Here is a 23,785-nt window from a genome sequence, read left to right as displayed (position 1 = left end):
TAGGAGTGTACACATGAACGCATACGAAATCGCACGCGCCGAAGCAACCCGCGTTGTAGAAGCGGCGTACCGCAAGGCTGTAGCCGCAGGCGAGCTGCCTGAGGGCACCATTCCTCCGGTTGCAGTAGAGACCCCGAAGGATTCTTCCAACGGCGACTGGGCATCCACCTTTGCTATGCAGTGTGCAAAGCCGCTGCACATGGCGCCGCGCAAGATTGCGGAGAGCATCGTGGCAAACCTCGACCTCGAGGGCAGCTGCTTTGACACCGTGACCATTGCAGGCCCGGGCTTTATGAACTTCACGCTGAATCAGAGCTGGTACGAGCAGGCTGTCCGCGGCGTATTCGCCATGGGCGAGAATTACGGCCGTACCGAGAGCAAAAAGCCGGAAAAGGTCATGGTAGAGTTCGTTTCCGCCAACCCGACCGGCCCGATGCACATGGGCAACGCGCGCGGCGGTGTTCTGGGCGACTGCCTGTCCTCGGTTCTGGACTGGTCCGGCAACGACGTTACCCGTGAGTTCTACATCAACGATGCAGGCAATCAGGTAGATAAGTTCGCGCACTCGGTCGAGGGTCGCTATATCCAGGAGATCAAGGGCGAGGATGCGATTGAGTTCGACGCTTCCTGGTATCAGGGCGACGACATTAAGGCGCTGGCGCATGATCTGGTAGAGCAGTACGGCGACAGCCTGCTCGAAAAGACCCCGGAGGAGCGCTTCGCCGTTATCGAGGGTTACGGTCTGCCGACCAACATTGCCCGCATGGAGCGCGACCTCAAGCGTTACAAGATCAACTACGACGTATGGTTCCGTGAGTCCACTCTGCACGAGAGCGGCTACGTTAAGGAGACCATCGACATGCTGACCGCCAAGGGCGCAACTTACGAGACTGAGGACGGCGCACTGTGGCTCCGTTCGACCGACTTCGGCTGCGACAAGGACGACGTTCTGCGCCGTGCAAACGGTTTCTATACCTACTTTGCGGCCGATATCGCTTACCATCGCAACAAGTTCGAGAAGCGCGGCTTTGACCGTGTTATCAACATCTGGGGCGCTGACCATCACGGCCATGTAAAGCGTCTGCAGTGCGCTCTGGATGCACTCGGTCTGGACGGCTCGCACCGTCTGGAGATCGTGCTCATGCAGCTTGTCCGCATGATGCAGGGCGGCGAGGTTGTCCGCATGTCCAAGCGTACCGGCAAGAGCTTGACCCTGACCGACCTGCTCGACGAGATTCCGGTAGATGCAGCGCGTTTCTTCTTCAACAGCCGCGCAGCGGAAACCCAGATGGAGTTCGACCTTGACCTTGCGATCAAGCAGGATTCCGATAACCCGCTGTACTATGTGCAGTACGCGCACGCGCGTATCTGCTCCGTGCTGAGGAACGCACAGGAGAGCGGCATCGCGCTGCCGGATACCGGCAAGACCGACCTGTCCGTGCTGACCGGCGCAGATGAGCGTCAGCTCATCAAGCAGGTTGCTCTGCTGCCCGAGGAGATCGTGCAGTCCGCTGTCAGCCGCGATCCGTCGCGCCTCAACAAGTACGCCGTTGCACTGGCGCAGCAGTTCCATCACTTCTACAACGCCTGCCGCATCAAGGATGCCGAGCCGGCTGTCCGTGATGCGCGTCTGACCCTGTGCCTGGCAGCAAAGCAGACCATTGAGAACGTGCTGAAGCTCATCGGCGTAGACGCACCGGAGTCCATGTGACAACGTATAGGGGACTTCAAAAGTCCCCTATATACGAAGTATGGTTCCGGAGAAACCATACTTCGATACCCGAATGACGCGCTCCAAGAGCGCTGGGTCGGGGTAACAAAACCCACGCACATGTCGCGGGTTTTGTTGCGGCGCATGCGCCGCTGATTGAAAGCCGCCGTGTAACAGCGGCCGTCTGCGGACGGGACCAATGGCTCGGTTTTTCGGTAAAAAACCTGCCATGCGGTTACGTTTTGCAAGCAAAACGGATTTTTTGCCGCGCTGAGCGCGGAGGAGAACCACATGAAAAAATTAGCCAAAAGATTAGCGGCACTGGCGATGACGGCGGCAATGATGACCGCCTCCGCCGGTGCGATCACGCAGGACGGACAGAGCGAAACGTGGTTTGACGGCGTTTGGGCGCTCATTGATGCTTTCGGCCTCAAGGCAGAGCATGATCCGTACGTTCTGCAGAACTATATCAATAAATATTTGGAAAAGCATCCGGATGAGATGTATGACGTGCTCAACGACATTCTCTCGCTGCTCGATACGCATTCCATGTATCTGTCGAGCGAGGAGTATTCGCAGGGCTTTTCGACGCTTGAGGGCTTTGTCGGCATCGGTGTCGGCCTGCAGGAGACAGAAAACGGCGTACAGATCGCTGAGGTCATGCGCTATTCAGCGGCGGAGGAAGCCGGTCTGCAGATTGGCGATCTTATCGTGAAAATCAACGGTGAGGACGCAACCAAGCTGAAAAATGCCGATGTAGCATCTAAGCTGCGCGGCGAGGAAGGCACGTCGGTCAAGCTGACCGTGCGCCGCTACGGACGGGACATTACCGTTACCTGTGAGCGCCGTCAGGTCAACCGCGTGTACGTTTCCAACAAGACCATGGCGGACGGTGTGGAGTACATCAAGGTCAGCGCCATCGGCTCGCAGAACGACTGGTCGGCGTTTTCGGAGATTTGGGACAGCCTGCCGTCCAAGAACACCCGTGCGGTCATTCTCGACCTGCGCGGTAACGGCGGCGGCCTGATCGACGCGGCGCTCAAAATGGCGAATGCTATGACACCGGTCAAGGATGCAGAGCTTGCCGGCGTGCGCTACCGCGACGATATGGGCGGCCTGGAGCAGACCTATTCGACCGGCAACGCGCTGCCGCTGGGCAAGATTGTTGTTCTGGTGGACGGCGGCACGGCTTCCGCGGCGGAGCTGCTGGCAGGCAGCCTGCAGGACACCGGCTCGGCGACGCTCATCGGCAGCAAGACCTACGGTAAGGGACAGGGGCAGTTCCACATTGATCTGGTAAACGGCGACAAGCTGGTCATCACCACGCTGGAGCTCGAGCTGCCCAAGCAGGGCTGCTGGGAAGGTGTCGGCCTGACGCCGGATATCCAGCTGGAAAACCGCAAGGTTACGGTCAATACCAAGGATCTCAAACCGCTCGATACGAGCACAACCCTGCGTTTTGGCGACAGCTCGGACGTGGTTTACGCCATGACCGAGCGCCTGTCGCTGCTGGGACTGCTCACCGAAGCAACCGGCAGGTATGACGGCGACGTAGCGGACGCGGTAGCGTCCTTCCGGGCGGCTTACGATCTGCCTGCGGCGCTGTATGCGTCTCCGGAAATGCTGAGCGCACTGGATGAAGCGGTTACTGCGCTGAACGGCCAGACCTATCTGGTGGACGATCAGCTGCAGAGCGCACTTGAAATGTGCAGGCTGGCGGCGGCAAAACCGCAGCAGTATACCGCTAAGAGTGACGGCAGCTGGACGAAAAAGTAAACTTTATCAACTGAAATATGAATATTTTTCATCTTCTTAGGAGGAAGAACAACCTTGGATATTCCTTTATGTCAATCCGAGCATAAACCGCAGCTTTTGCTGAACGATCCGGCGGCAATTTCGCTGTATCATACCGCGCCCGAGCAGTTTGCAGGCGCGCTTGCACCGAATGCTGAACTGTGCGATGCATGGGCTGAAGAACTGGCGCCGCTGCCGGTCGGCCTGGCGCTCGAGTGCCCGCCCGAACCCGATGCGGAGCACTGCGAACGCCCGATCACCATGCACTACATTGAGCAGTGCAAGGAGGTCTTCCGTCCTCTGCTGCACGATGATGCGGCGTTCTATTATCTGCATGGCGCGCCGACGTTTCCGGCACTGCGTGCCGCTGTGCTGGCTCTGGGCGATCTGTGCGGCCGAACGGTAATTGCGGAGCTGCAGGTGGAGGACGATGAAGGCCATCTGCCAGACGGCACGGATGTGCGGGCGGCTATCGGTGTGCTGCAGCGCATTGGCGTTACGACTGTGCTGATCAGCGCACACGATCCCGAATCGCTGACGCAGGCGCTCGAAATCGCAGCGCCGTATGCGCGGCTGTCGCTCGGCGTGTGCATGCACGCGGACTGGCTGTCTCAAACCACACTGTACAACACCGAGGTCATTATGCCCGACATTACGGAAGCATTTGTCGCAGCGCTGCGCGGCAATCAGGTGGCGTGCAAAACGCTGCCGCGCGATCACGATGATTTTATCTGTGCGCCGGATGGCAAGCACGCGCATTTTATCGCTCCGACCATCGACATTTCGGACGAGATCGAGTGCGGTCCGCATCTGGATGAGGATCTCATCGAAGCCGAGGATGATTCGGGTGCGTTCAAGCTGCTGCTCGAAACCGAAGAGGATGTTATCACACTGGAGGAATCCCGCTATATGATCTCGCGTCCGCTGTGCCTGTGCGCGGAATCTGCCGACCTGCTGGAGCAGGGTCTGCGGGTTTTTCCGGGACTTGCACTGTATGACGGCACATGGGAGCAGGAAGACGCGGTCATTTCGTATTTCGAGACGAAATACGGCATGATCCGCTTATAGGGGACTTCAAAAGTCCCCTATATACGAAAGACGGTTCCGGAGAAACCGCCTTTCGATACCCGAATGACGTGCCCCAGGGGCACTGGGGCGGGGAAACAAAACCCACGCACATGTCGCGGGTTTTGTTGCGGCGCAATGCGCCGCGGATTGAATGCTGCCGCAGAGCGGCAGTCGCCTGCGGGCGGGACCAAAGACTCGGTTTTCTGGACGAAAACCGGTCTTGTAGTTGCAATTATGCAAGCAAATTGTTATTGAATACCGCGCGGAGCGCGGTTATCTGGATAGGAAAGGCAGGGTGGAACCTATGGACTGGAGAGAAGTTACGATCTACACGACGACCGAGGGCATCGGTCCGGTCGAGGCACTGCTTGAGGACAACGGCGTAGAAGGCTATGTGCTCGAGGATGCGGCGGATTTTGAAGAATTTCTCAAGGACACCGAAATATACTGGGACTATGTAGACGAGGATCTCGTGTGCGAGAAGCGTGCACAGGAGACCTGTCTCAAAATCTATCTGCCGGACAGCGACGAGGGTGCAAAGCAGTACGCGGATATCCGTGCCGCGCTGGAGAACCTCAAGGCGCGCGATGAAGAGCACGCCTGGGGCCGACTGTGTACCGAAACCGCGCTGACCCGTCAGGAGGACTGGGAGTGGGGATGGAAGCAGTATTTCAAGCCGTTCCCGGTGGGACGCAGCTTTATGATCAAACCCTCGTGGGAGACGGTTGAGGACCCGCAGGGCCGCCGTATTCTTGAAATCGACCCGGCGTCGTCCTTCGGCACCGGCAGCCACGACACGACCCAGCTGTGCATGATGGCGCTCGAGAATGCGGTAAAGCCGGGCGACAAGCTGCTCGATATGGGCACTGGCTCGGGTATTCTGGCCATTGCGGCGGCTATGCTCGGCGCGGATGTGCAGACCATCGTCGATATCGACGAGAACTGTCTGAAAACTGCACACGAAAATGCGGAAAAAAACCATGTCGAGATCGGCAGAGGTCTGTGCGGCGACGCGCTGCGCGATCCGAAGCTCGCCGAGGACATCGGCGGCGGCTACGACGTGATCGTGGCGAATATCGTGGCTGATGTCATCATCGGCATGTCGCCCATGTTTGCGGATAAGCTGGTCAAGGGCGGCACGCTGATCTGCTCCGGCATCCTCAACGAGCGTGCCGAGGAGGTGCGCGCGGCGCTGGAAAAGAGCGGATTTACGATCCTTTCGCACGAGAAGAGCGATGACTGGAGCGCTTTTGCTGCGAAAAAGTGATTTGTTTCAGGATTCACGGAATGTTCACTTGCCAAACGGCTGTTTTTTTGCTAAAATAGGAAAGGTTATTTGATTATTATGCCTCGATTTTTTGTCGATCAGCAGCCGCAGGACGGCGTGCTGACCCTTACCGGAGAAAACGCGCATCACGCGGGACGTGTTCTGCGTCTGCGTGTCGGCGAAGGTGTTACCTTGTGTGACGGTGCCGGAATGGATTTTGACTGCACGGTGGAAACCGTGGAGAAGGAAGCCGTGACCTGCCGGGTCGTAAGCTGCCACGCGGCGGATACCGAGCCGAAGCAGTCTATCACGCTGTTTATGGCGCTGCCCAAGGGCGACAAAATGGAATTTATCGTGCAGAAGGCGGTAGAGCTCGGCGTCAGCCGTATCGTGCCGTATCTGTCCAAGAATTGCGTTTCCCGACCGGATAAGACCGAAAAGAAGGTGGAACGCTGGCGTAAGATTGCTGCCGAGGCAGCAAAGCAGTGCGGCAGAGGACGTCTGCCGGAGGTGGCAGCCGTTGTACCGGTCGCTCAGGCGATCGCGCAGGCGGCGGAAAGCGAAACGGCACTGTTTTTCTACGAAAACGAGAGGCGGACCGGTCTGCACGATGCGCTTGCAGGCGGTGTCAGGGACACGGTTTCGCTGATGGTCGGGCCGGAGGGCGGCTTCGATCCGGCTGAAGCAAGGGCAGCCGTGGACGCGGGACTGCAGAGCGTTTCGCTCGGTACACGCATCCTGCGGTGTGAGACTGCGCCGATTGCGGCGCTTGCGGCCGTGCTCTATGCCGGCGGCAACATGTGAGAAGAAATAAAGGGAGTGTTAAACATTGGCAAAAAACAATGTGGGTAAAAAGCCAATTTCTCAGGAAGAGTATACCACCAACAAGGTGCTCGCAGTATTCAGTGTGTGCCTGCTCGGCGTGCTGGTACTGATGATTCTCGAGCGCCTGCTGGGCTACAGCAACACCTGGAAGACCGGCGTGCTGGTAACGCGGGTGCTGCTCGGTGTGGGCATTGTCGGCGCGGTAGCCGGCATCATCATGCTGGGACAGGAGCATGCAGGCAAGCGCAGCAGCGTGCGCCGCATCGTGTGCGGACGCAATATGCTGATTGCAAGCATCGTTGCCATCGTGTTCCTGACCGCGATCAACTACTACGGCACCATGCCGATCAAGGCGATGTATGTTGTTCTGCCGGTTCTGGCAGTGTATTATCTGGTGTATCATTCTTATGCGCCGGAATTTTTCCTGATTGCAGTAGATACCGGTGTGGGTGTTGCGGCAATGCTGGTGATTCACCGCGCGCTGGTTTCGGCTAACCATACATGGATGTCCACCGTGGCGGCAGCAGGTACCGCGGTGCTGGCGCTGATCCAGATCGCTGTTACGGCTTCTCTGCGCCGCAAGAAGGGCAAGTTCACCTTCCGCGGCCGCAAGATCGACACCCAGTTCAGCAAGAACGCGTACCTGATGCTCACCATTACGCCGATCGTGATGGTAGCGCTGACGGCAGTCGTTGTACTTGCGGCAAGCCATGTCATGATCGCACTGGGTGCGGCAGCGGCATATCTGTTCATCACTGCGGTATACTATACCGTGAAGCTGATGTGATAATTGCATTTTTCCTGTCGAAGCGCGGCGCGTTTTGACGGTTAGACAGCGGGCGGCGCAGCCGCCCGCTTTGTCATACCCGAAGGAGGGGACATATGAGACGGTTTTTCGGCTTTCTGCTGACCATGGCTCTGCTTGGCGGCGGTGTATTCTGGCTGCCGTATCTGCAGGCGAAGCCGGTGGATAATGTCTATCAGGCGGCAGATCTGCTCCGGCAGGACGCGGAGAACGGCGGAAACGGCGTTGCCTTCCGCGAGGACAACGTGGACGCGGACGAGGTGTACCGAGCACTGGAGGCGCAGTATCCATACGCATTCGCGCTGCACGCGGTAACACGGCCGAACAAGACCATCGAGCTGAACGCCGAGGTTTCTCGGCAGGCGCGGCAGGAGCAGGCGTGGGAGTACGCCAGGGTTCTGGCGGCAGGCTCGGTTTCGCAGACCATGACTGCAGAGGAGAAGTTGCGTGCGCTGCACGATACCCTCATCCGTCAGTGTGAGTACGATGTGGATACGGCAGAGGAGGACGCTCCGGACGGCTCGGCACCCGCTTTCGCGGCAGATGGCGCGCTGCTCGATCATAAGGCTGTGTGTGCCGGTTACGGCCGCGCGTATGAGATGCTGTGCAAGGCGGCAGGCATTCAGGTCATCTATGTCGCATCCGAGGAAATGAACCACGGCTGGAATGCTGTGCGGTTGGGCGGCACAACATATTACATCGACTGCACGTTTGACGACCCGATTCCGGACAGAGGCGAATATGTATCCGATCAGTATTTTATGCTCACCGGAGAAGAACTGGCGCAGACGCATACCTGGAATGAGGCGTTCTACGAGCAGCTTCTGGACAGTCTGGAACAGGGCGGGAAATAGCGGAAAAATCGGTTCCAAAACTTTTTCAAAAAAATTTGAAAAAAGGTGTTGACATTTACTCGATTATGGACTATACTAAACAAGTCGTCAGCGAGCGGGCGATAACAACGGAAAAGGATATGGCGGTATAGCTTAGTTGGCTAGAGCGTCCGGTTCATACCCGGAAGGTCATTGGTTCAAGTCCAATTACCGCTACCATTTTCCCTTGGCCCGTTGGTCAAGCGGTCAAGACACCGCCCTTTCACGGCGGTAACGGGGGTTCGATTCCCCCACGGGTCACCACTTGGAAGTTTAGCTCAGCTGGGAGAGCATCTGCCTTACAAGCAGAGGGTCAGCGGTTCGAGCCCGTTAACTTCCACCACGAAAACCACTCACGAAAGTGAGTGGTTTTTCTTTTTGTCTTTAGAAACCGCCGGCTTTCCGGGGCATACGAGGCGCGCAGCGCTACGTTCTGTCCGGGCGGCAGTTTTTTCAGCACGGGTAGACCGGGGGACCTGAACCGCGCAGGCGGTTCACCCTTTCCGGGCGGGAGGTTTTTCGCTTGAAATCAAGCGAGGAGTTGCGCTCTGCGGAGCGCAGGGATTCGCCGCGCCCCGCGGCGGGGCAAGAGGGTAGACACCAAGGTTTCTACCCTCTTAACTCCCACTTCCTTTTGGGAGGGTTTGGCGCAGATTGCCGACCTGTGACCGCTGCGAAATAGGGAACGGCAGTCGGGTTACCGTTGCGTGTCTTTCTCCACCTTTTCGCGGTTCACAGACAGTGTACTGCTACACAGACGGTTTCATCTGCGCAGGCGCGGCATGACAGTGCCGCGCAATTTTTTTGCGTGTTGTAACGGAAGGCACCTGCGAATTTAGGCGTTTGGTCGATTTATCTTCGCAGGTGCTGTCTATAATAACGTGCTCACGAATTGCGCGGCACTGCTATGCCGCGCCTGCGTAAACTAACCCACATGTGTAGCAGAACGATATCCGGCACTGCGTATAGGTTTCGGCATGGGAGCACACTGTGCTCCCCTACGGTAGAAAAAATCCTCTGCCGTTCCCTATTTTCGAAGCGGTCACATATAGGAAATCTGCGCCAGATTAGGAAGCAAGGGAAAGGCAGGAGTTCAAAGAGGAAGGGAAACCGTAGGTGTCCCTTCCTTTTTGCCCCCGCCGCGGGGCGCGGCACGTTCCCGCCGTCCGCAGACGGCGAATCCCCCGCTGAGGTTCAGCGAAAAACTCTCCGTCCGTTAGGGACGAACACGCTTGCGCAGTTCGAGTACCCCGCTCAGCCAGTGCTGAGAAATGCCGCCCGAATAGGGCGGACCGCCTGCGCGGTTCGTACATCCCAGCGGGTCGGTGCCGGAATAGCCTGCGTTGCGGTTAAACCACCGCAACTTCACATAAACTACGTTTGCGTTACTCCTGCATATACGGTATAATAGAACCCGTTAGACAAACTTTTCCGGAATCGAGGGAAATTATGCAACAAGTGACCCGAAAAACGCTGGGTGCGGGAATCAATCTCACCTGCGTGACCACACCGAAGTTTAAGCGGGCAGTGCTGCGTGCGATGCTGGTGCTGCCGCTCGGCGGCGAGGATGCCGCGCTGCGCGCGTGTCTGCCGCAGGTTTTGCGCCGCGGCACGGCCAGGCTGAACGACATGCAGGCGTTCGGCACCGCGCTTGACGAGCTGTACGGTGCGCGTATTGAAGCTGCAGTGCGCAAGGAGGGCGAGAACCTGTGCATCGGCTTTCTGTCCGACTGTATTGATGAGGCTTATGCACCGGGAGCCGACGGTCTGACCGCCGGTGTGATCGGTCTGCTGTGTGATCTGCTGTACAACCCGTATCTGCAGGACGGCCTGTTCTGCGCCGCTTATGTAGAGGGCGAGCGCGGCAATCTAATCGACCGCATTGCCGCACTTAAAAACGATCCGCGTTCGTGGGCGCCGCGCCGGCTGAACGAGATCATGTGCGAAAACGAGGACTACGGAAAGTCCGCGCTCGGTACGATCGAGCAGGCGGAGCGCATTACGCCGGAAACGTTGTACGCGGCCTATCGCCGTGCGCTGAGTGAGGCGCAGGTGGAGCTGTTCTACTGCGGTACGATGATGCCGGATGAGGTGGAAGCGCACTTCATGGCAACGCCGCTGGCCCAGCCGCGCGAGGGCACGCTGTATCAGCCGCACACGGTCGTGCAGGCGCGGCCTGTCGGTGATGTTCGTGAGGTCGTTGAGGATGCCGAGGTAACCCAGGGCAAGCTGTCGCTCGGCTTCCGTACCGGCGGTGCATCACTGACCGGCGGAGAACCGGCGGCGTACTGGATGTTCCAGACCATCTACGGCGGCTCGACAAGCGCGAAGCTGTTCCTCAACGTGCGAGAGAAAGAGTCGCTGTGCTACTATGCAAGCGCACAGTTTGTGGCATCTAAGGGACTGATGATCGTGGGCTCCGGCATTGAGAACAGAAATTTCGAGGTCGCACGCGATGAAATCCTGCACCAGCTGGATTTGTGCCGTGCAGGCGAAATTACGGACGCAGAACTCGAAAGCGCACGCAAAACGCTGGTCAACGGCTGGCGCACTATGCTCGACGATCCGCTTACACTCGAGCGCTACTGGATGGGACAGGCGGCCGCAGGCACGCTCGTATCGCCCGAGGCGCGCATCGAGCAGGTAGCCGACATCACGCGCGAGCAGGTCATTGCCGCGGCACAGAGCACAGCGCTTGACACGGTATTCTTTATGAAGGGAGCGGCAAAATGACAAAGAATGATTCCGCTCTGCACGAGAGTATGCAGACCCGCACGCTGGCAAACGGTCTGCGCATCTGCTATCTGCCCAAGGAGGGCTTCAGCAAGACCTTCGCCATTCTGGCGACCGATTTCGGTTCGGTGGACGCATCGTTCACCTTTGAGGGCAAGCGGTATGACACACCGGCGGGCGTTGCGCACTTCCTTGAGCACAAGATGTTCGAGGATGAGGACGGCAATGCACTGCAGAAATTCGCCCGCACCGGTGCAAGTCCGAACGCCTTCACAAGCCACACCATGACGGCGTATCACTTTTCCTGCACCGACCGGTTTGAGGAGAATCTGAAGATTCTGCTTAAATTCGTGTTCACGCCGTACTTCACGGATGAAAACGTGGAGAAGGAACGCGGCATTATCAATCAGGAGATCCGCATGGTAGAGGACACACCCAATTGGGAGGTGTTCGTTGGCGCGTATGAGGGTCTGTACCGCAATCATCCGGTGCGCGTGTCCATTCCGGGCAGCGAGGAGAGCATTTCGCATATTACACCGGAGTTGCTGTACACCTGTCACCGTGCGTTTTACAGTCCGAAGAACATGGCGCTCGTGGTGTGCGGCACAGCGGACTTCGAGCAGGTATGCCGCATGGCAGAGGAGATTTCACCGAAGGACGCACCCGAGATCGGTCAGCGTCATTACGGCGAGCGCCGCGCGGAAGTCCATCAGCCGGTTGTGACGCGCAAAATGCAGGTGTCGCTGCCGCAGTGCATGGTCGGCTTTAAGGACGAGCCGGTTCCGGCAGGCGAAAGCCGCCTGCGCCGCAGTCTGATCGGTGATCTGGCGGTGCGTATTCTGTGCGGCGATACCTCTCCGCTATATGCAAAGCTGTACGAGAAGCGGCTGCTCGGACGCGATTTTGATGTGGATTATTCGCTCATTCCGGATGGCGCATACGCGATCCTCGGCGGCGAGAGCCGAGATCCGGCGGCTGTGCGCGAAGCACTTGAGCGGGAGACTGCACGGCTGGCGCAGGAGGGCATCGAGCCGAAGCTGTTCCGCCGCATGAAGAACGCGCTGTACGGCATGCGTTTGCGTATGCTGGATGTGCCCGATCTGTATGCACGGCAGGAGATCGCTTCTGTTTTTGCGGGCGAGCATTATCTGGATTTTGCCGGGCTGTTTGACACCATCCATGCGGAGGATGTGCAGGAAATGTTCCACCGTTGGGCACAGCCGAACCGCTCGACCATGTCGGTGGTAGAGCCGAAGTAACGATAGAAAGAAGAAAGATCATGGAACACGCAATTTCATTTCCGGCGCTCGGACTGGATTTTAACATCAACCGTGTCGCCGTCAATCTGTTCGGCAAGGATATTTACTGGTATGGCATCATTATCTGTCTGGGCTTTGTGCTGGCAGCGCTATATATCAATCGGCGGACGAAGGAGTTCGGCGTTACGTCGGACAATCTGATGGACTGCCTGATCATCGGTGTGCCGGTCGGCATCATCTGCGCCCGTATTTACTATGTGGCATTTGAATGGGGCTATTACAGCCAGCATCCGAATGAGATCATCGCCATCTGGAAGGGCGGCATTGCGATTTACGGTGCGGTCATCGGTGTTGTGATTGTACTGGCGGTGTACAGTAGAATTAAGAAACTGTCGTTTGCCAGTCTATGTGATCTGGCGGCGTTCGGTCTGCTGATCGGTCAGTGCATCGGAAGATGGGGCAACTTTGTCAACGGTGAGGCACATGGCGGTGCAACCTCTCTGCCGTGGGGCATGAGCATTGACGGTGCTTCTCCGGTGCATCCGACCTTCCTGTATGAGTCGCTGTGGAACTTTGTCGGTTTCCTTGTGCTGCATTTCTATTCGAAGAAGCGCAAGTTTAAGGGCGAAATGGCGCTGCTGTATGTAGCGTGGTACGGTCTGGGCCGTGCGTGGATCGAGGGCCTGCGGACGGACAGCCTGTATCTCGGCCCGGTGCGCGTATCGCAGCTGCTGGCCGGCATAAGCTGCATTGCGGCGATTGTTGTTCTGGTACGGCAGTATAACCGCATCAAGGTCGAGAAGGCATTCTACGCGCCGGAGCAGGACAAGGTGGACGAGAAAAAAGGCGAATAACATTTCACGATAAAGGAGAACGACAATATGAGTGCAGTAAGAATGGACGGCAAGGCACTGTCCGCGAAGGTGCGCGGCAGCATTCTGGCAGAGACCGAGGCGCTGAAAAAGCAGGGTGTAACGCCGGGTCTGGCGGTTATTATCGTCGGCAACGATCCGGCGAGCGAGATTTACGTCCGCAATAAGGAGCGTGCGTGTGAGCAGTGCGGCTTTTACAGCGAGAAGTACGCGCTTCCCGAGGAGACCACACAGGAGGAGCTGCTTGGTCTGATCGCGCAGCTCAACGAGAGCCCGGCAATTTCGGGCATCCTGTGCCAGATGCCGGTGCCGAAGCATATTTCCGAGCAGGCGGTCATCGACGCCATTGATCCGAAGAAGGACGTGGACGCGTTCCATCCGGTCAATGTCGGCAAGATCATGGTTGGCAATTTTGATTTCGTGCCGTGCACGCCCGCGGGTGTCATGGAGCTGCTCGACGAGTACAAGATCGACCCGAAGGGCAAGGAGTGCGTCGTGGTCGGTCGCTCGAATATCGTCGGCAAGCCGATGAGCATGCTGCTGCTGCACCGTCACGGTACGGTTACCATCTGCCACAGTCGCACGCAGGATCTTGCAGAGGTGTGCCGCCGTGCGGATATTCTGGTAGCCGCTGTCGGCAAGGCAGGCTTTATTACGCCGGATATGGTCAAGGAGGGCGCAGTGGTGATTGACGTTGGCATCAACCGCAACGCCGAGGGCAAAGTCTGTGGCGATGTGGCGCCGGAGGTTATGGAAAAGGCCTCTTACATGACGCCGGTTCCGGGCGGCGCCGGTCCGATGACCATCACCATGCTGATGAAGAATACGCTCAAGGCGGCAAAGCTCCGGCACGGCATTCAGTAAACAAAAACCGCCCGTATCCGGGTTGACAATCCGGGTGCGGGCGGGTATACTAAAGATACCGAAAGGTGCTGCCGGTAGACGGTCAGCCCCTAAAACTGTGGAAAGAAGTAATCGCACATGTAGGAGTGTCGGCGGTTACTTCTTTTTTGTTCCTAAAATACGCTCAATGAGTACGAGTATCACTACAAGTATTACGAGATATTCCATAAAACCACCCCCTTTACAGGGGCAAGACTTAACCGCCTACCGCAGGCGCGGCAGCACCTTTCTTAACGACAAGTATAACAGAAATCGACTGCTTTTGCAATCCCACCAGATTTCGGCGGGATTGTTTTTATTTTGTAAATTAGAAAAGATTGACCTTTGTCCGGATTCATTCTATAATAAAGCTAATGAGTTAACCGCAACATACGGTTTATCACGTCAGGGGAGGACGAATATAATGGATATGAAGAAGCTTGCCGGCGATAAGGCGGCAGAGTATGTAAAGGACGGCATGGTTGTTGGTCTGGGCACCGGTTCCACTGCGTACCACATGGTAAATGCAGTAGGCGAGATGGTAAAGAACGGCCTGAAGATTCAGGCGATCCCGACCTCCAAGGCTACCGAGGCGCAGGCGCGCGAGCTGGGTATCCCGCTGCTGACCATCGACGAGCTGGATCACGTTGATCTGGCAATCGACGGCGTAGATGAGATCGACCCGCAGTTCAACGCCATCAAGGGCGGCGGCGGTGCGCTGTACCGCGAGAAGGTCGTTGCATCCATGGCGAAGGAAGTTATCTGGATCATGGACGAGTCCAAGCTGGTAGACAAGATCGGCGCTTTCCATCTGCCGGTTGAGATCGCACAGTACGGCTCCAAGCAGGCGATGGAGCGCATGGCAGCTTACGGCTGGAATCCGGTTCTGCGTGTACGCGACGGCAAGACCTTTGTTACCGATAACGGCAACTTCATCGCGGATCTGCACCTCGGCGCAGGCTTTGACATTCAGGACGTTTACTCCAAGCTGACCGGCATGCTCGGCGTGCTGGAGCATGGTCTGTTCCTCAACATGTGCAAGCGTATGATCGTCGGCCACTCCAACGGTGAGGTTCAGGTCATCGAAAATCCGTCCAAGTAAGCGCAGCTGAAAGGCAGGAGAATTAATGATGGATCAGAACGATCAGAACGACCGCTTCGACAGATTCGACCGCTTTGAGCCGGACTTCAGCCGGTTCGAAAGTGGTTCGGACCGCAGTGAGCGTCCCGCACGCACAGGCAGACGTCAGTCGGCACGTCCGGTGCGTTCCGGCATGCGCATGGGCAAAGGCAAGCCGATGCGCAGAGCATCGGTCAAGCTGAACTACCGCATGGTGCTCTGCATTGCCGTGCTGGTACTGCTTTTGCTGACGATCATCTTCGGCGGACTGTTCAAGTCCCGCGGCAGTAAAATTGCGGACCTGAACTCGCAGATCGAAACACTGAATAAGGATAAGGACAATCTGTCCGCACAGATTGGTGCGCTGACGCAGGAGAATCAGACCCTGCAGAGCAGCATCACCGCAACGCTTCCTGCGGCTAAGACCGCAGAGACCAACAGCATCGTGGATCTGATCCCGATGCTGAACGACGGCGTTTATGTAGTACAGAGCACCGGCTCGCAGCTTCGCTACATCAGCGTTCCGAAGGGCTACCTGCAGGACAAGCTGGGCGAGTACCGCGATGACGCTTCCGGCTATGCCGCCTCCACCGGCGATGCACCGATCTGCCAGTACTATGTGCTGTTCACCGACCGCGTGATCGGTCTTGCAGAGGGCGACACCGGCTTTGTCAGCACCGACCGCAGCGCAACCGGCTCGACGAGCACGATTCCGTCCGGCTTCTATGATTTTGTTGCTTCGTTCTTCAACAACAGCAGCAGCAATACCGCGGCTTCCGGCAGCAGTTCGAGCGATAGCAGCAGCTCGGATAGCAGCTCTGACAGTTCGAGCGACAGCAGCGCGTCCGACAATTCGTCTGACAGCAGCGCTTCCTCCGCATCTGCGGATGCAAACGCATAATCTGCGGAAAAATTAAAAAAATCAGAGGCATGGACTTGACAGTTCGTGCCTCTTGTGATATGCTATTAAAAGCCGCATTGTGCATAGGCTTTTGTAAGTGTGTATCAAACGATGCACCGCCGTGCCAAGCGTGACTCTACAACGAAAGAGAGGGAAAACACATGTATGCCATTCTGAAAACTGGCGGCAAGCAGTACAAGGTATCCGAGGGCGACGTAATCTACGTTGAGAAGCTCGGCGTAGAGGACGGTGCTACCGTATCCTTTGACGAGGTTCTGGTAGTAGGCGAGGGTGATTCCATCACCGTAGGCGCTCCGTACGTTTCCGGCGCGGTTGTAACCGGCACGGTTGAGAAGACCGGCAAGGGCAAGAAGATCAACATCTTCAAGATGAAGCCGAAGAAGGGTTATCGCCGTCGTCAGGGTCATCGTCAGCCGTACACCAAGGTGACCATCGCGTCCATCAAGGCGTAAGACCGTGACCAAAGTCACTTTTTCGCTGCAGGAGGATAAAATCCTCGCGGTGGACATTCTCGGCCACGCAGGCTATGCGGAGGAAGGGGAGGACATCGTTTGCGCAGCGATCTCCAGTGCGGTTATGCTGACGCATGCGCTGCTGTATGATGTACAGCATATTCCGGTCGATACTCTCATCGAGGATGACGGAGCGCATATCCGCTTTACGCTGCCGAAAGGCGATGTAGAACGCGGACAGGATGCACTTTGTGCTCTGAAGCTGCATTTTTCCGAACTGGAACAAAACTATTCTGATTTCTTGAACGTAATGGAGGTGCAAGCAGATGCTGAAGATTAGCTTACAGTTTTTCGCTCATAAAAAGGGCGTTGGTTCGACCAAGAACGGTCGTGATTCCGAGTCCAAGCGACTGGGTGTAAAGCGTGCAGACGGTCAGACCGTACCGGCAGGCAACATCCTGGTTCGCCAGCGCGGCACCAAGATCCACCCGGGTGTGAATGTTGGCCGCGGTAAGGACGACACCCTGTTCGCAAAGGTTGAGGGCGTTGTTCGCTTCGAGCGTCTGGGTAAGGACCGCAAGCAGGTTTCCGTTTACCCGCAGTAATTATAGCGTTGCGTATAGGGGGCTTCAAAAGCCCCCTATATTCAAATTCCGGTTCCTTGCGAAACCGAAATTTGATACCCCAACGGCGCCGCACAATGCGGCTGGGTCGGGGTAACAAAACATCCGGCAAAGCTGGACGTTTTGTTGCGGCACGGAGTGCCGCAATTAAATGATTGCGCCGGAGGCGCAATTCGCTGCGGCGAGCCAATGGCTCGATTTTCCGTCCGGAAAATCTGCCATGTGGTTGCAGTTTGCAAGCAAACTGGTATTTTATTGTCCCAGACTTCGTCTGGGATTTTGTTGATTTTAGATAGATATTACACCTTTGAGAAGAAAGGAGGACTACCATGTTTATTGATATTGCAAAAATCAAGATCGTATCCGGCAAGGGCGGTGACGGCAAGGTTGGTTTTCACCGCGAAAAGTATGTGGCGGCCGGCGGTCCGGACGGCGGCGACGGCGGCCGCGGCGGCTCGGTCATCCTCAAGGTGGACGACAATCTGTCCACGCTGCTCGATTTCCGTTACAAGAAAAAGTATGTTGCGGCTCCCGGTGAGCCGGGCGGCGGCAAGCGCTGCAAGGGCAAGGATGGTGCGGATCTGATCATTCGCGTACCGCGCGGCACGATCATCCGTGACCAGAAAACCGGCCAGGTAATGAAGGATATGTCCGACAGCGAGCCGTTTGTAGCGGCCAAGGGCGGCAACGGCGGCTGGGGCAACACGCATTTTGCAACGCCGACGCGTCAGGCGCCGCGTTTTGCCAAGCCGGGTCTGCCGGGTGTCGAGCGCGACATTATCCTTGAGCTGAAGCTGCTGGCCGATGTTGGTTTGGTCGGCTTCCCGAATGTCGGCAAGTCCACGCTGCTGAGCATGGTTTCTGCGGCGCGTCCGAAGATTGCAAACTACCACTTCACGACTCTGGTGCCGAACCTCGGCGTGGTTTCGGTCGGTGAGGAGCAGAACTTCGTCATGGCCGATATTCCGGGTATTATCGAGGGCGCAAGCGAGGGTGCCGGTCTGGGCCACGACTTCCTGCGGCACATTGACCGCTGCCGTCTGCTGCTGCATCTGGTTGACGCGGCAGGCAGTGAGGGCCGCGACCCGATCGACGACATTGAGAAGATCAACGCCGAGCTTGCCGGCTACAGCGAGTTTCTGGCAGCGCGTCCGCAGATCATTGTTGCCAACAAGACCGACCTGCTGGGCGATGACCGTGAGCCGGTCGAGAAGATCCGCAAGTACGCAGAGGAGCGCGGCTTCCTGTTTGCGGAGCTGTCCGCGGCGACCAACCAGGGCGTCAAGGAGCTGATGAACCTGACGTGGCATGAGCTGCAGCAGCTGCCGCCGGTATTCATCTATGAGCCGGAGTTCGTCGAGGTCGAGGAGAAGGCCGCGACCGAGAACGACTGGACCATCGAGCGCGACGGCGACGCATATGTTGTCACCGGTGCATGGGTGGACAAGATTATGGGCTCGGTCAACATCGACGACTACGAATCCCGCCAGTATATGGATCGTATGCTCCAGTCTGCAGGCATTTACGCCAAGCTGGAGGAAATGGGCATCGAGGAGGGCGCTCCGGTCGTGATCGGAGAGTTCGAGTTCGAGTACGTTTACTAAACTGGGTGAAAGAGGACCTTTGGGTCCTCTTTTTTTCATATCGTGCGGTTGATTCAGAGTGAAGAGAACGTGCGGGAGTAGATAATGCAATATCACTAAAAAAACCATATCGTCTTATGTTCAATCTGCCAAAGTAGTGCTATAATAAAAGCATAATGCACAAAAGGGGAGTTGACAAACTGTGCAACAACAAAAGAACGATAAAACAACCTGCCTGTTGCTTGCGCTGACCACGATTTTCTGGGGCAGCCTGTACACGGCGAGCAAGGTACTGCTCGATGTGATTCAGCCGTTCACGCTGCTGTGCCTGCGCTACATCATCGCGGCCATCGCCATGACCATCCTGCAGCGCCTGCGTAAGCCCGACCCGAACGGCAAGCCGCGCAGGATCAAGGGCGGCGACTGGAAATACGTTATCATGTTCGGCCTGGGCGGCTATGTGCTGTCCATCGGTCTGCAGCAGTACGGCACCAAGCTGGCGGGAGCATCGCTGGCATCGCTCATCAACTGCATGAACCCGATCGCCATCTGCTTCTTTGCGGTGCTGCTGCTGCATGAGCGCATGACGATGAAGAAGGTCGTCTGCATTGTCAGCGCGGTTGCCGGTGCGGTCTGCATCGTCGGCGGAGACGCCGGCGGCGGTCATATCCTCGGCATAGCGCTTTCACTCGGTTCGGTGCTGACGTGGAGTGCGTTGAGCGTGTTCATGCGCTCATTCTCGCAGAAGTATGATGCGCTGACCGTCACGACTTACGGTATTTACGTTGCCGCTATCGGCACGCTGCCGCTGATGCTCCGCGAGATCATCACCCACCCGGAGATGGACTTCCTGCACGCGAAGTACATCCTTGTGCTGTTTTATGTGGCGATTTTCTGCACGACCATTCCGCATTCGCTGTGGAATTACTGTCTCTCCCGTGCAGAGGCGAGCACCTGTTCTCTGTTTTACCCGATTCAGCCGCTCACCTCGATGGTGCTCGGTGTCCTGCTGCTGAACGAGCACATGACGGTCGGCTTTATTGCCGGTGCGGTGCTTATCGTGTTCGGTGTGCTGTATTCAACGCTCGGCAAAGAGAAAACCAGATGAGACGCCTTGGCTTTGCCCGATGTTATAGGTTAAGCTGAAAAATCCTCCTGTCTTCAGAAAGAAGGCAGGAGGTTTTTTGCAATCATTCAATACAGCGAAAGAGAGATGACGATGAAGTCCAAAGGGTAGAAACGCAGGGATGCAGTCCGGACGGTGCCGGATTGCAGCCGGTTTGCTGAATTTACAATCCCAAATCCTTAAACCGCGAATACATGGACTGTACGCCGTACAGTGCCGCCACCGGATTGTGCTGCAGTACCCGGTCCTTGACGATCATAACCGTTGTCGGAACCTTGCTGTGGCGCAGGAACAGGGTATCATGTCCGACGCACAGACCGATCACGATGTTGAAATCGCAGCCGTGCGCGGCAAGCGTCTTGGCCTGCATGATCGGGTTGCACATGGACTCGTGTCCGCAGCCGCCGTTGAGCTTTTTCTCGTTCGGCACGCCAATCTCGGTCTTGTCCTGTGCACCGACCTTGCAGCCGACCGTGAAATATTCGATGCCCTTTGCCTTGAGAATACGGGCGAAGATAGAGGCCTCCCGCATCAGACCAACGCAGGACGCGATGCCGATCTTTTTGTAGCCCATGCGCTTGATGAACTCGATGGTTTCCTCAACACGGGTCAGGCGGCCGTAAAACTCGCCTTCAATGCACGCGGAGGTGCGGGCGATCAGACCCTGTTCCGGGTCGTTGCGGTAGATTTCAAGTGTTTCCTCGAGCAGTGCCTTATCTACGTTCGTCGTCAGGCAGAACGGCGGGTACTGCTCCTCGCTGGCCGAACGGCAGCCGAGTCTGCTGCAGTCCGAGCAGCTGTGTGTGCATTTCAGTTCCGACATAATCCTTTCCTCCCTGTAAAAACAATGTTATGCCTTTGCGTTTGTGTCCTGTGCGGGCTTGGTGATTTTGCCGCTGCAGCAGTCGTCCTCAGCCTCGGCTGCTGCTGCCGGCTGGAAGCTGACAGAGGAGGCCTTTGTGGATTTAGTGGCGGTATCGGTGGAAGCGTCGCTCTCCGGTGCATCCGGAACATCATCGAAGAAGATATATGCATTGTCTGCGAACTTGGTCGCATCGGTGCCTTCCTTGAGCACGCCAATCTGGGTCAGCTCCTCGGCGTTCTGCTTGAGTGCGTCATAGCCGCCCTGAACGGAGGGCTTGTAGTTGTAGGTCTTGAGAATCTGTGCGCAGAAGTCCACATCACCGGAGACATACTCCTTTTCGGTGATGATCTTTGCCGTTTCGTCCGGGTTTTCCTGTACCCACTGAGATGCCTTCTGTACGGCACGGGTGAAGGCTGCTGCAGCCTTCGGGTTCTCCTCAGCCAGCTTGCTGGTGACGAATGCTGCGCAGCAGTACTCGTCCTTGTACTTGGGATCGGTTGCGGTGTCGATGAGAGCGGTCAGACCGTACTGCTCCTCTGCAATAGAAGCCGCCGGGTCGCCGAGTGCGATCGCGTCAACGGCACCGTTCTGCAGTGCCTGTGCCAGATCGTTGCGGGAGTAAACCGAGAATTCAACCTCCATGTTCTGGTCGGTCACGCCGATGCCTGCCGCGCTCAGCGAGCGCTTGGAAATGACGGTTGCCGCGTCAGCCAGACCCGGCACGCCGATCTTCTTGCCCTTGAGGTCGGCAATGCTCTTGATGTTGCTGCTACCGGGTACGAGCAGCTTGGTGCAGCCGGTGTGGATGCCGGTGGTGAACTTGATGGGCAGGCCGTTCTCGAGCGGCTGTAGCATTTTGCCGATCAGGCCCATGCCGACATCAACCTGATCCGCGCCGATGGCCTCGGAAACGTGTGCCGCGTCAACCGTTACCTGCTCAATGTCCAGACCCTCGTCCTCGAAGTAGCCGTTCTCGATCGCGATGTACATCGGTGCGGCACAGAGAGAAGGAGAGTAGATCAGACGCAGGTGGGTTGCGCCGGAATCGGCGGAATCTGCTGCCGCGGAAGCGTCCGAATTGCTGCTCGAACCGCCGCAGGCGGTAAGCGAGAGTGTCAGTGCAGCTGCGAGAAGTCCGCTTGCCACTCGAAATAAAATACCGTTCTTTGTCATGGTTTTCTGTCCTTTCAAGGAAAATATATAATAAAAGTAATAATAATGAACGTATGTTCTTTAATGCGATCTTAAATGTAGTAGTTGGGCTCTTTGATTGTGCCGCCGTAATGGAGCTGACGAAGGATCTCTGCACGGTAGTGAAGAAAATCCTCCGAGCTGCGTGCTCTTTGGCGGGCCAACTTGATATCCAGCGTGCCGGTGATGCGTCCCGGTCGGGGTGTCATAACGACCACCTTATCCGAAAGATACACGGCCTCATCCACATCATGCGTTACCATGATGGCGGTCATGCCGGTTTCCTTCCAGATGCGCAGGATCTCGTCTTGCATGTTCATGCGGGTGAAGGCATCGAGTGCACCGAGCGGCTCATCGAGCAGGAGCACCTTGGGCTTGCCGACGAGTGCTCTTGCGAGAGAGGCGCGCTGGCACATGCCGCCGGAAAGCTGGTGCGGATACGAATGCTCGAAGCCCTTGAGGCCGACCATCTCGATAAATTCGTCTACGCGGTCCTTTTCCTGCTTGTAGATGCCGCGGGCGCGCAGACCGAACGCGATGTTATCATAAATCGACAGCCACGGGAACAGCGTGTGCTCCTGAAACATGAAGCCGCGGTCTGCACCGGGGGCCTTGATATGTGTGCCGTCCAGCATCAGGCTGCCGTCGTCCATCGGAATCAGACCGGAGATCAAACGCAGCAGCGTGGACTTGCCGCAGCCGGACGGTCCGATCAGCGAAACGAACGAACCGGCGGGAATATCGAGCGAAACATTGTCGAGAGCGGTAATGCGCTCTCCGGTGGGATTGACAAAATGCTTGGATACACCCGAAATCGAAATACTTCCTACCATTTGATAACTCCTTTCTGCCATGCGAGCACGCGGTCGCGGAATTTGAACAGCAGCGTGATGAGAATGAAGAAGGTGACTGCAATGATGATCAGCCCGGCATATACGTTGGCATATGCCATCATTTCCTTCTGCCAGTTGATGTACCAGCCGATGCCGTACTTGGCACCGAGCATTTCGGCGGTGACGAGCGTGATGAACGACGAGCAGGTGCCGTTGAACAGGCCGAGGAACATATGCGGCATAGCCGCCGGAATGCCGACCTTGGCAATGCGGTAGAAGCTGCCCGCGCCGAGCGTCGAGGAGACCTCAAAGTACGAGTTGGGGATGGAAGCGATGCCGCTGCTGGTGAGCACGGTAGTCGGGAACCACACAGCCAGCGCAATCAGGAAGGCACTGGCGGAAACCGCAGTCGGGAAAGCGATGAGCACCAGCGGGATCCACGCGGTGGACGGGATCGGGCCGAGCACGCGGACGAGCGGCTGTACCCAGTAGGCGAAGGTCTTGTTGAAGCCGATGGCGATACCGGTCAGCACGCCGACAACCGCACCGCCGAGCCAGCCGAAGAACAGCAGGCGTGCGGAGTATGCAAGGCAGGTCGCGAGGAACGCGCTGTCCTCAACGAGAACGCCGAACACACGGTCGAGCGAGGGAAAGTACAGCACCGGCAGAATCGCAAACTTGGCGGTCAGCAGGTTGAGGATGTTCAGCACCAGAACCGCTCCTGCATAGAACAGTGCGCTGTACGACAGCTTATCGCGTACCTTGGTGTTGCCGAGCGATATCAGCAGGGCAATCACATACACGGCCAGTCCGATGAGCAGCGCCCATGTAAAATAGGGATGTTCTGCGGCAGGGTGCTGCGCGGAATCCGGCAGCAGAGTATCGCAGGCGAGCGCCAGCAGAATGGAGAGAACTGGCAGTGATTTGACAAAATGCTTCACAAGGGAGAACTCCTTTCGACAAAAAATGGCAGAAGACGTAT

23 protein-coding genes and 3 tRNA genes are annotated in these 23,785 nt (G+C 57.0%); 21 read left to right on the top strand and 5 right to left on the bottom strand.

Translation table 11 applies throughout. The features are described from left to right. Positions 1–13 precede the first annotated feature (13 nt). From argS to IEY11_RS11505, 10 genes are all read left to right on the top strand, one after another. Complete coding sequence (gene argS / locus IEY11_RS11550; RefSeq protein WP_188886604.1) at positions 14–1,711, top strand: arginine--tRNA ligase; 1,698 nt, start codon at positions 14–16, stop codon at positions 1,709–1,711. 291 nt (positions 1,712–2,002) lie between these two features. Beyond that, positions 2,003–3,487: a S41 family peptidase gene (locus tag IEY11_RS11545; RefSeq protein WP_188886603.1), complete on the top strand. Its 1,485-nt coding sequence runs from the start codon at positions 2,003–2,005 to the stop codon at positions 3,485–3,487. A gap of 54 nt (positions 3,488–3,541) precedes the next feature. Continuing rightward, the gene (locus tag IEY11_RS11540) at positions 3,542–4,573 is read left to right on the top strand and encodes a hypothetical protein (protein ID WP_188886602.1); all 1,032 of its coding nucleotides are present in this window, start codon (positions 3,542–3,544) and stop codon (positions 4,571–4,573) included. 304 nt (positions 4,574–4,877) lie between these two features. After that, positions 4,878–5,840: a 50S ribosomal protein L11 methyltransferase gene (gene prmA, locus IEY11_RS11535; protein ID WP_188886601.1), complete on the top strand. Its 963-nt coding sequence runs from the start codon at positions 4,878–4,880 to the stop codon at positions 5,838–5,840. Between the two features lie 78 nt (positions 5,841–5,918). Continuing rightward, on the top strand, positions 5,919–6,644 hold the full coding sequence (locus IEY11_RS11530; RefSeq protein ID WP_118285948.1) for a 16S rRNA (uracil(1498)-N(3))-methyltransferase: 726 nt from the start codon (positions 5,919–5,921) through the stop codon (positions 6,642–6,644). A gap of 25 nt (positions 6,645–6,669) precedes the next feature. Further along, positions 6,670–7,452 (top strand): hypothetical protein, encoded by a 783-nt coding sequence (locus tag IEY11_RS11525; protein ID WP_188886600.1) that lies wholly within the window; start codon positions 6,670–6,672, stop codon positions 7,450–7,452. A 95-nt stretch (positions 7,453–7,547) separates the two neighbouring features. Then, positions 7,548–8,324, top strand: coding sequence for a transglutaminase domain-containing protein (locus tag IEY11_RS11520; RefSeq protein ID WP_118729660.1), 777 nt, complete (start codon positions 7,548–7,550; stop codon positions 8,322–8,324). A gap of 121 nt (positions 8,325–8,445) precedes the next feature. Further along, a tRNA-Met gene (locus IEY11_RS11515) sits at positions 8,446–8,522 on the top strand. Between the two features lie 9 nt (positions 8,523–8,531). After that, positions 8,532–8,606, top strand: a tRNA-Glu gene (locus IEY11_RS11510). Between the two features lie 3 nt (positions 8,607–8,609). Next, positions 8,610–8,685: transfer RNA gene (locus IEY11_RS11505), tRNA-Val, on the top strand. An 873-nt stretch (positions 8,686–9,558) separates the two neighbouring features. Here IEY11_RS11505 and IEY11_RS11500 read toward each other — a convergent pair. Beyond that, the gene (locus IEY11_RS11500; protein WP_188886599.1) at positions 9,559–9,711 is read right to left on the bottom strand and encodes a hypothetical protein; all 153 of its coding nucleotides are present in this window, start codon (positions 9,709–9,711) and stop codon (positions 9,559–9,561) included. 80 nt (positions 9,712–9,791) lie between these two features. On the opposite strand from IEY11_RS11500, the gene yfmF reads away from it, so the two are divergent. From yfmF to IEY11_RS11445, 11 genes are all read left to right on the top strand, one after another. Continuing rightward, positions 9,792–11,075, top strand: a complete 1,284-nt coding sequence (gene yfmF, locus IEY11_RS11495) for an EF-P 5-aminopentanol modification-associated protein YfmF (RefSeq protein ID WP_188886598.1) — start codon at positions 9,792–9,794, stop codon at positions 11,073–11,075. Then, entirely contained in the window at positions 11,072–12,334 is a 1,263-nt protein-coding gene (yfmH, locus tag IEY11_RS11490; protein ID WP_188886597.1) for an EF-P 5-aminopentanol modification-associated protein YfmH, read from the top strand. The genes yfmF and yfmH overlap by 4 nt, the downstream gene beginning before the upstream one ends. Positions 12,335–12,354: 20 nt before the next feature. Continuing rightward, complete coding sequence (lgt, locus tag IEY11_RS11485; protein ID WP_188886596.1) at positions 12,355–13,188, top strand: prolipoprotein diacylglyceryl transferase; 834 nt, start codon at positions 12,355–12,357, stop codon at positions 13,186–13,188. Positions 13,189–13,215: 27 nt separating this feature from the next. Then, positions 13,216–14,070, top strand: a complete 855-nt coding sequence (gene folD, locus IEY11_RS11480) for a bifunctional methylenetetrahydrofolate dehydrogenase/methenyltetrahydrofolate cyclohydrolase FolD (protein WP_188886595.1) — start codon at positions 13,216–13,218, stop codon at positions 14,068–14,070. Positions 14,071–14,512: 442 nt separating this feature from the next. Further along, positions 14,513–15,190, top strand: coding sequence for a ribose-5-phosphate isomerase RpiA (gene rpiA / locus IEY11_RS11475; protein ID WP_110436003.1), 678 nt, complete (start codon positions 14,513–14,515; stop codon positions 15,188–15,190). 28 nt (positions 15,191–15,218) lie between these two features. After that, complete coding sequence (locus tag IEY11_RS11470) at positions 15,219–16,109, top strand: hypothetical protein (RefSeq protein ID WP_188886594.1); 891 nt, start codon at positions 15,219–15,221, stop codon at positions 16,107–16,109. A gap of 161 nt (positions 16,110–16,270) precedes the next feature. Continuing rightward, the gene (rplU, locus tag IEY11_RS11465) at positions 16,271–16,582 is read left to right on the top strand and encodes a 50S ribosomal protein L21 (RefSeq protein ID WP_117489775.1); all 312 of its coding nucleotides are present in this window, start codon (positions 16,271–16,273) and stop codon (positions 16,580–16,582) included. A gap of 4 nt (positions 16,583–16,586) precedes the next feature. Continuing rightward, complete coding sequence (locus tag IEY11_RS11460) at positions 16,587–16,922, top strand: ribosomal-processing cysteine protease Prp (protein ID WP_110436005.1); 336 nt, start codon at positions 16,587–16,589, stop codon at positions 16,920–16,922. Continuing rightward, entirely contained in the window at positions 16,909–17,187 is a 279-nt protein-coding gene (gene rpmA / locus IEY11_RS11455) for a 50S ribosomal protein L27 (RefSeq protein WP_110436006.1), read from the top strand. The genes IEY11_RS11460 and rpmA overlap by 14 nt, the downstream gene beginning before the upstream one ends. Before the next feature lie 347 nt (positions 17,188–17,534). After that, positions 17,535–18,809, top strand: coding sequence for a GTPase ObgE (gene obgE / locus IEY11_RS11450; protein ID WP_188886593.1), 1,275 nt, complete (start codon positions 17,535–17,537; stop codon positions 18,807–18,809). Between the two features lie 181 nt (positions 18,810–18,990). After that, positions 18,991–19,896, top strand: a complete 906-nt coding sequence (locus tag IEY11_RS11445) for a DMT family transporter (RefSeq protein WP_118361037.1) — start codon at positions 18,991–18,993, stop codon at positions 19,894–19,896. Positions 19,897–20,077: 181 nt separating this feature from the next. Here IEY11_RS11445 and IEY11_RS11440 read toward each other — a convergent pair whose 3' ends face one another. The 4 genes from IEY11_RS11440 to IEY11_RS11425 form a co-directional block, all read right to left on the bottom strand. Beyond that, the gene (locus IEY11_RS11440; protein WP_118285918.1) at positions 20,078–20,737 is read right to left on the bottom strand and encodes a DUF1847 domain-containing protein; all 660 of its coding nucleotides are present in this window, start codon (positions 20,735–20,737) and stop codon (positions 20,078–20,080) included. A 27-nt stretch (positions 20,738–20,764) separates the two neighbouring features. Next, positions 20,765–21,952 (bottom strand): ABC transporter substrate-binding protein, encoded by a 1,188-nt coding sequence (locus IEY11_RS11435; protein WP_188886592.1) that lies wholly within the window; start codon positions 21,950–21,952, stop codon positions 20,765–20,767. Between the two features lie 71 nt (positions 21,953–22,023). Continuing rightward, positions 22,024–22,803 carry an ABC transporter ATP-binding protein gene (locus IEY11_RS11430; RefSeq protein WP_188886591.1) on the bottom strand — a complete coding sequence of 260 codons (780 nt, stop codon included), beginning with the start codon at positions 22,801–22,803 and terminating at the stop codon, positions 22,024–22,026. Beyond that, complete coding sequence (locus IEY11_RS11425; RefSeq protein ID WP_117489781.1) at positions 22,797–23,744, bottom strand: ABC transporter permease; 948 nt, start codon at positions 23,742–23,744, stop codon at positions 22,797–22,799. Before IEY11_RS11425 ends, IEY11_RS11430 begins: the two co-directional genes overlap by 7 nt. Positions 23,745–23,785 lie beyond the last annotated feature (41 nt).

The organism is Butyricicoccus faecihominis (assembly GCF_014648015.1).
Taxonomy (GTDB): Bacteria; Bacillota; Clostridia; order Oscillospirales; family Butyricicoccaceae; genus Agathobaculum; species Agathobaculum butyriciproducens.
The sequence above is the reverse complement of the archived record's forward strand: the minus strand, read 5'-3'. Positions and strand labels throughout refer to the sequence as shown.

Coding starts and splice junctions, on each gene's coding strand:
- IEY11_RS11520 (WP_118729660.1), top strand. CDS start 7,548: ATGAGACGGTTTTTCGGCTTTCTGCTGACCATGGCTCTGCTTGGCGGC.
- rpmA (WP_110436006.1), top strand. CDS start 16,909: ATGCTGAAGATTAGCTTACAGTTTTTCGCTCATAAAAAGGGCGTTGGT.
- IEY11_RS11430 (WP_188886591.1), bottom strand. CDS start 22,803: ATGGTAGGAAGTATTTCGATTTCGGGTGTATCCAAGCATTTTGTCAAT.
- IEY11_RS11530 (WP_118285948.1), top strand. CDS start 5,919: ATGCCTCGATTTTTTGTCGATCAGCAGCCGCAGGACGGCGTGCTGACC.
- IEY11_RS11545 (WP_188886603.1), top strand. CDS start 2,003: ATGAAAAAATTAGCCAAAAGATTAGCGGCACTGGCGATGACGGCGGCA.
- folD (WP_188886595.1), top strand. CDS start 13,216: ATGAGTGCAGTAAGAATGGACGGCAAGGCACTGTCCGCGAAGGTGCGC.
- obgE (WP_188886593.1), top strand. CDS start 17,535: ATGTTTATTGATATTGCAAAAATCAAGATCGTATCCGGCAAGGGCGGT.
- IEY11_RS11435 (WP_188886592.1), bottom strand. CDS start 21,952: ATGACAAAGAACGGTATTTTATTTCGAGTGGCAAGCGGACTTCTCGCA.
- yfmF (WP_188886598.1), top strand. CDS start 9,792: ATGCAACAAGTGACCCGAAAAACGCTGGGTGCGGGAATCAATCTCACC.
- prmA (WP_188886601.1), top strand. CDS start 4,878: ATGGACTGGAGAGAAGTTACGATCTACACGACGACCGAGGGCATCGGT.
- IEY11_RS11470 (WP_188886594.1), top strand. CDS start 15,219: ATGGATCAGAACGATCAGAACGACCGCTTCGACAGATTCGACCGCTTT.
- rplU (WP_117489775.1), top strand. CDS start 16,271: ATGTATGCCATTCTGAAAACTGGCGGCAAGCAGTACAAGGTATCCGAG.
- IEY11_RS11440 (WP_118285918.1), bottom strand. CDS start 20,737: ATGTCGGAACTGAAATGCACACACAGCTGCTCGGACTGCAGCAGACTC.
- lgt (WP_188886596.1), top strand. CDS start 12,355: ATGGAACACGCAATTTCATTTCCGGCGCTCGGACTGGATTTTAACATC.
- rpiA (WP_110436003.1), top strand. CDS start 14,513: ATGGATATGAAGAAGCTTGCCGGCGATAAGGCGGCAGAGTATGTAAAG.
- argS (WP_188886604.1), top strand. CDS start 14: ATGAACGCATACGAAATCGCACGCGCCGAAGCAACCCGCGTTGTAGAA.
- yfmH (WP_188886597.1), top strand. CDS start 11,072: ATGACAAAGAATGATTCCGCTCTGCACGAGAGTATGCAGACCCGCACG.